At 44.9% G+C, this 4,137-nt stretch carries 4 protein-coding genes and 1 pseudogene; all 5 read left to right on the top strand.

All coding sequences use genetic code 11. The features are described 5' to 3' along the window. The coding region (locus tag AC075J_RS03160) for a tRNA-guanine transglycosylase (protein WP_476389977.1) at nucleotides 1-196 on the top strand (196 nt) is incomplete at its 5' end. 248 nt (nucleotides 197-444) lie between these two features. Continuing rightward, nucleotides 445-745: pseudogene (yajC, locus tag AC075J_RS03155) on the top strand (preprotein translocase subunit YajC). 188 nt (nucleotides 746-933) lie between these two features. Next, on the top strand, nucleotides 934-2,016 hold the full coding sequence (gene leuB, locus AC075J_RS03150) for a 3-isopropylmalate dehydrogenase (protein ID WP_008703487.1): 1,083 nt from the start codon (nucleotides 934-936) through the stop codon (nucleotides 2,014-2,016). 107 nt (nucleotides 2,017-2,123) lie between these two features. Further along, nucleotides 2,124-3,797 (top strand): dihydroxy-acid dehydratase, encoded by a 1,674-nt coding sequence (ilvD, locus tag AC075J_RS03145; RefSeq protein ID WP_022380362.1) that lies wholly within the window; start codon nucleotides 2,124-2,126, stop codon nucleotides 3,795-3,797. Nucleotides 3,798-3,874: 77 nt separating this feature from the next. Then, nucleotides 3,875-4,137 (top strand): thiamine pyrophosphate-binding protein (locus tag AC075J_RS03140; RefSeq protein ID WP_476389976.1); only part of this gene is annotated, 263 nt, incomplete at its 3' end.

The raw sequence follows: 4,137 nt of genomic DNA, 5'->3' as shown, positions 1-4,137 counted from the left end.
CAGCAGAGCCTATATCCGTCATCTTCTGAAAGCAAAGGAAATGCTGGGAATGCGTCTCTGTGTACTTCACAATCTGTATTTCTATAATCATATGATGGAAGAAATCCGAGATGCTCTTGATGCAGGAAACTTCGCAGAATATAAGAAAACGCGGCTGGAAGGCTTTGAAGAGGGAAAAATTAACTCGAAAAGATAATCTGTATATAAAATAATTATTAAATATGCCAAAAACTCTTGAAGTAAAGCGGTTTTTTGTGTATGATGTGTAGTGACGCTTTAATCAGATTGTTCTGCATGAAAACAAGATTTCATACAGAAGGTAACGGAGATTATAAGTGGATCGCAAAGCAGCTCTTCAGTATGAGCAGCCGTCAGGACGGTCTGTGAATACATGATGGACTGCAAATATGCAGAATAACAGGAAAAGTTACAGGAGGAATCAAAATGAACGCATCAAGCGGAATGGGTATGGTTGGCGCTATTGTCTGGATGGTAGTACTGTTCGGAATTATGTACTTCTTAATGCTTCGCCCTCAGAAAAAAGAGCAGAAGAGACTTCAGGCAATGTTAAATGACATGGAAGCTTGGCGACAGCATTGTTACTACCGGCGGCTTTTATGGCGTTGTCATTGACATGACAGAAGAAGACGTGATCGTAGAATTCGGTAACAACAAAAACTGCCGTATTCCAATGAGAAAACAGGCAATCGCTGAAGTTGAGAAAGCCGGAAGCGCTGCCGAATAATGAAAGAGATATGAAAAAAGCGGAACCTATAGTCAGTGATGGCTGTGGTTCTGTTTTTTTATTTTTACAGTAAAATCTCCGGAAAACAGCACTTTTGTATTTTTTCACTTTAATAGGTTGAAATCTGTCGGAAAGTGCGTTATTATAATAACAATTACGCAATTAGAGTATTTTTGGAGGAAATTATTATGGATTATAAGATTGCATTGATCCCCGGCGACGGAATCGGACCGGAAATCGTAAGAGAAGCAAAGAAAGTACTGGACAAGGTATGCGAGAAATATGGACACAGCTTTTCCTATTCAGAAGTTCTGTTAGGCGGCGCATCCATCGATGTACACGGCGTACCCCTTACTGATGAGGCAATTGCCACTGCCAAATCATCAGACGCCGTACTGATGGGCTCTATTGGCGGAGATGCAAAAACTTCTCCATGGTATAAGCTTGAGCCGTCCAAACGCCCGGAAGCAGGACTTCTTGCAATCCGTAAGGCATTAAATCTTTTTGCAAACTTAAGACCGGCTTACCTTTACAATGAGCTGAGAAAAGCGTGCCCTCTCCGCGATGAGATTATCGGAGACGGATTTGACATGATCATTGTACGTGAGCTTACAGGCGGCCTGTATTTCGGAGAACGTCAGACAATTGAAGAGAATGGCGTGAAGAAAGCGATTGATACACTTTCCTATAACGAAAACGAAATCCGCCGTATTGCCATCAAAGCATTTGAGATCGCACGTAAGAGAAGAAATAAAGTGACAAGCGTAGATAAGGCAAATGTTCTGGATTCTTCCAGACTCTGGAGAAAAGTGGTAGAGGAAGTTGCCAAAGACTATCCGGATGTTACCTTAGAGCATATGCTGGTTGACAACTGCGCAATGCAGCTTGTACGTGATCCAAAACAGTTCGATGTTATCCTGACAGAGAATATGTTCGGAGATATCCTTTCAGACGAGGCAAGTATGGTAACAGGCTCCATCGGAATGCTTTCATCTGCAAGCTTAAATGAGACAAAATTCGGTCTCTATGAGCCAAGCCATGGTTCTGCACCTGATATTGCAGGACAGGATAAGGCAAACCCTATTGCAACTATCCTTTCCGCAGCAATGATGCTTCGCTTCTCCCTTGATATGGATAAAGAAGCAGATGCAGTAGAAGCAGCAGTACAGAAAGTCCTGACAGAGGGATACCGCACAGGTGATATCATGTCAGAGGGATGCAAGCTTGTAGGAACAAAGGAAATGGGCGATCTGATCGCAGCAGCTCTGTAAGAATTGATATTAAGAGGATTCAGTCGGCGCAGGCAGATTACGGAGTCAGGAATTTCGGTTGAATCATTAAAAATAAATAAAACAGTAAGAAAAGAGGAAATAAAACAATGAGAAGTGATGCAGTAAAAACAGGCACACAGCAGGCACCTCACCGTTCCCTGTTTAATGCTCTTGGAATGACAAAAGAAGAAATGGACAGACCTCTGGTAGGTATCGTAAGTTCTTACAATGAAATCGTACCGGGTCATATGAACCTTGACAAGATCACACAGGCAGTTAAGCTTGGTGTGGCAATGGCAGGCGGTACACCTGTTATGTTCCCGGCAATCGCAGTATGTGACGGTATTGCAATGGGACACGTTGGAATGAAATATTCTCTGGTCACCAGAGACCTGATCGCAGATTCCACAGAAGCAATGGCAATGGCACATCAGTTTGATGCACTGGTAATGATTCCAAACTGTGACAAGAATGTACCTGGACTTCTGATGGCAGCAGCCAGACTGAATGTTCCTACTGTATTCGTAAGCGGCGGTCCAATGCTTGCCGGACATCTGAACGGACACAAGACAAGCCTTTCCAGTATGTTTGAGGCAGTAGGTGCTTACGCAGCAGGCAAGCTTGATGAGGACGGACTGACAGAATGCGAAATGAAGACATGTCCTACATGCGGATCCTGTTCCGGTATGTACACAGCAAACTCCATGAACTGTCTGACAGAGGTTCTTGGTATGGGTCTGAAAGGAAACGGAACCATCCCTGCTGTATATTCCGAGCGTATCCGTCTTGCAAAACATGCAGGTATGCAGGTTATGGAAATGTACAGAAAGAACATCCGTCCAAGAGATATCATGACAAAGGAAGCAATCCTCAATGCCCTGACAGTAGACATGGCACTTGGATGCTCCACAAACAGTATGCTTCATCTTCCGGCTATCGCTCATGAGATCGGAATGGACTTTGATATCAGCTTTGCAAATGAAATCAGTGCAAAGACTCCAAACCTCTGCCACCTTGCACCTGCAGGCCCTACATACATAGAAGACCTGAACGAAGCAGGCGGTGTATATGCAGTTATGAACGAACTGAATAAGAAGGGACTCCTTCATACTGAGTGCATGACAGTTACAGGCAAGACAGTAGGCGAGAACATCAAAGACTGTGTAAACTTAAATCCTGAAGTTATCAGACCAATCGACAATCCATACAGCCAGACAGGTGGACTTGCAGTACTTAAAGGTAACCTTGCGCCGGACGGCGGTGTTGTAAAACGTTCTGCAGTTGTAGAAGAGATGATGGTCCATGAAGGACCTGCAAGAGTCTTTGACTGCGAGGAAGACGCAATCGCAGCTATCAAAGGCGGCAAGATCGTAGAGGGTGACGTAGTAGTTATCCGTTACGAAGGACCGAAAGGCGGCCCTGGTATGAGAGAAATGCTGAATCCTACATCTGCAATCGCAGGTATGGGACTGGGATCTTCCGTAGCCCTGATCACAGACGGACGTTTCAGCGGTGCATCCAGAGGAGCATCCATCGGACACGTATCACCGGAAGCAGCAGTCGGCGGACCGATCGCACTTGTTGAAGAGGGGGATATCATCAGCATCAACATTCCGGAACTGAAACTGGAGATCAAGGTTTCTGATGAAGAAATGCAGGCAAGAAAAGCTAAATGGCAGCCTCGTGAGCCAAAGGTAACAACAGGATATCTTGCAAGATATGCTGCTATGGTAACTTCCGGAAACAGAGGAGCAATCCTTGAGGTACCAAAAGCAAAATAAAGATGAACAAGTACCCGGCGGGAATTGCAGCATAACCTGTGATTCTCCTGCCTGAAAAGTTAGGAGGATACGTAAAGATGCAGCTTACAGGTGCTGAAATCATCGTTGAATGTTTAAAAGAACAGGGCGTTGACACTGTATTCGGATATCCGGGCGGTGCCATCCTGAATGTATATGACGCCCTCTATGAATATAAAGACCAGATTACACATGTGCTGACCTCCCATGAACAGGGAGCTTCCCATGCAGCAGACGGCTACGCAAGAGCAACCGGTAAAGTCGGCGTGTGTCTTGCAACTTCCGGTCCCGGAGCTACCAATCTGGTAACAGGAATCGCTAC

Source organism: Blautia sp. ZXY-1-C6, from assembly GCF_056339875.1.
The sequence above is the reverse complement of the archived record's forward strand: the minus strand, read 5'-3'. Positions and strand labels throughout refer to the sequence as shown.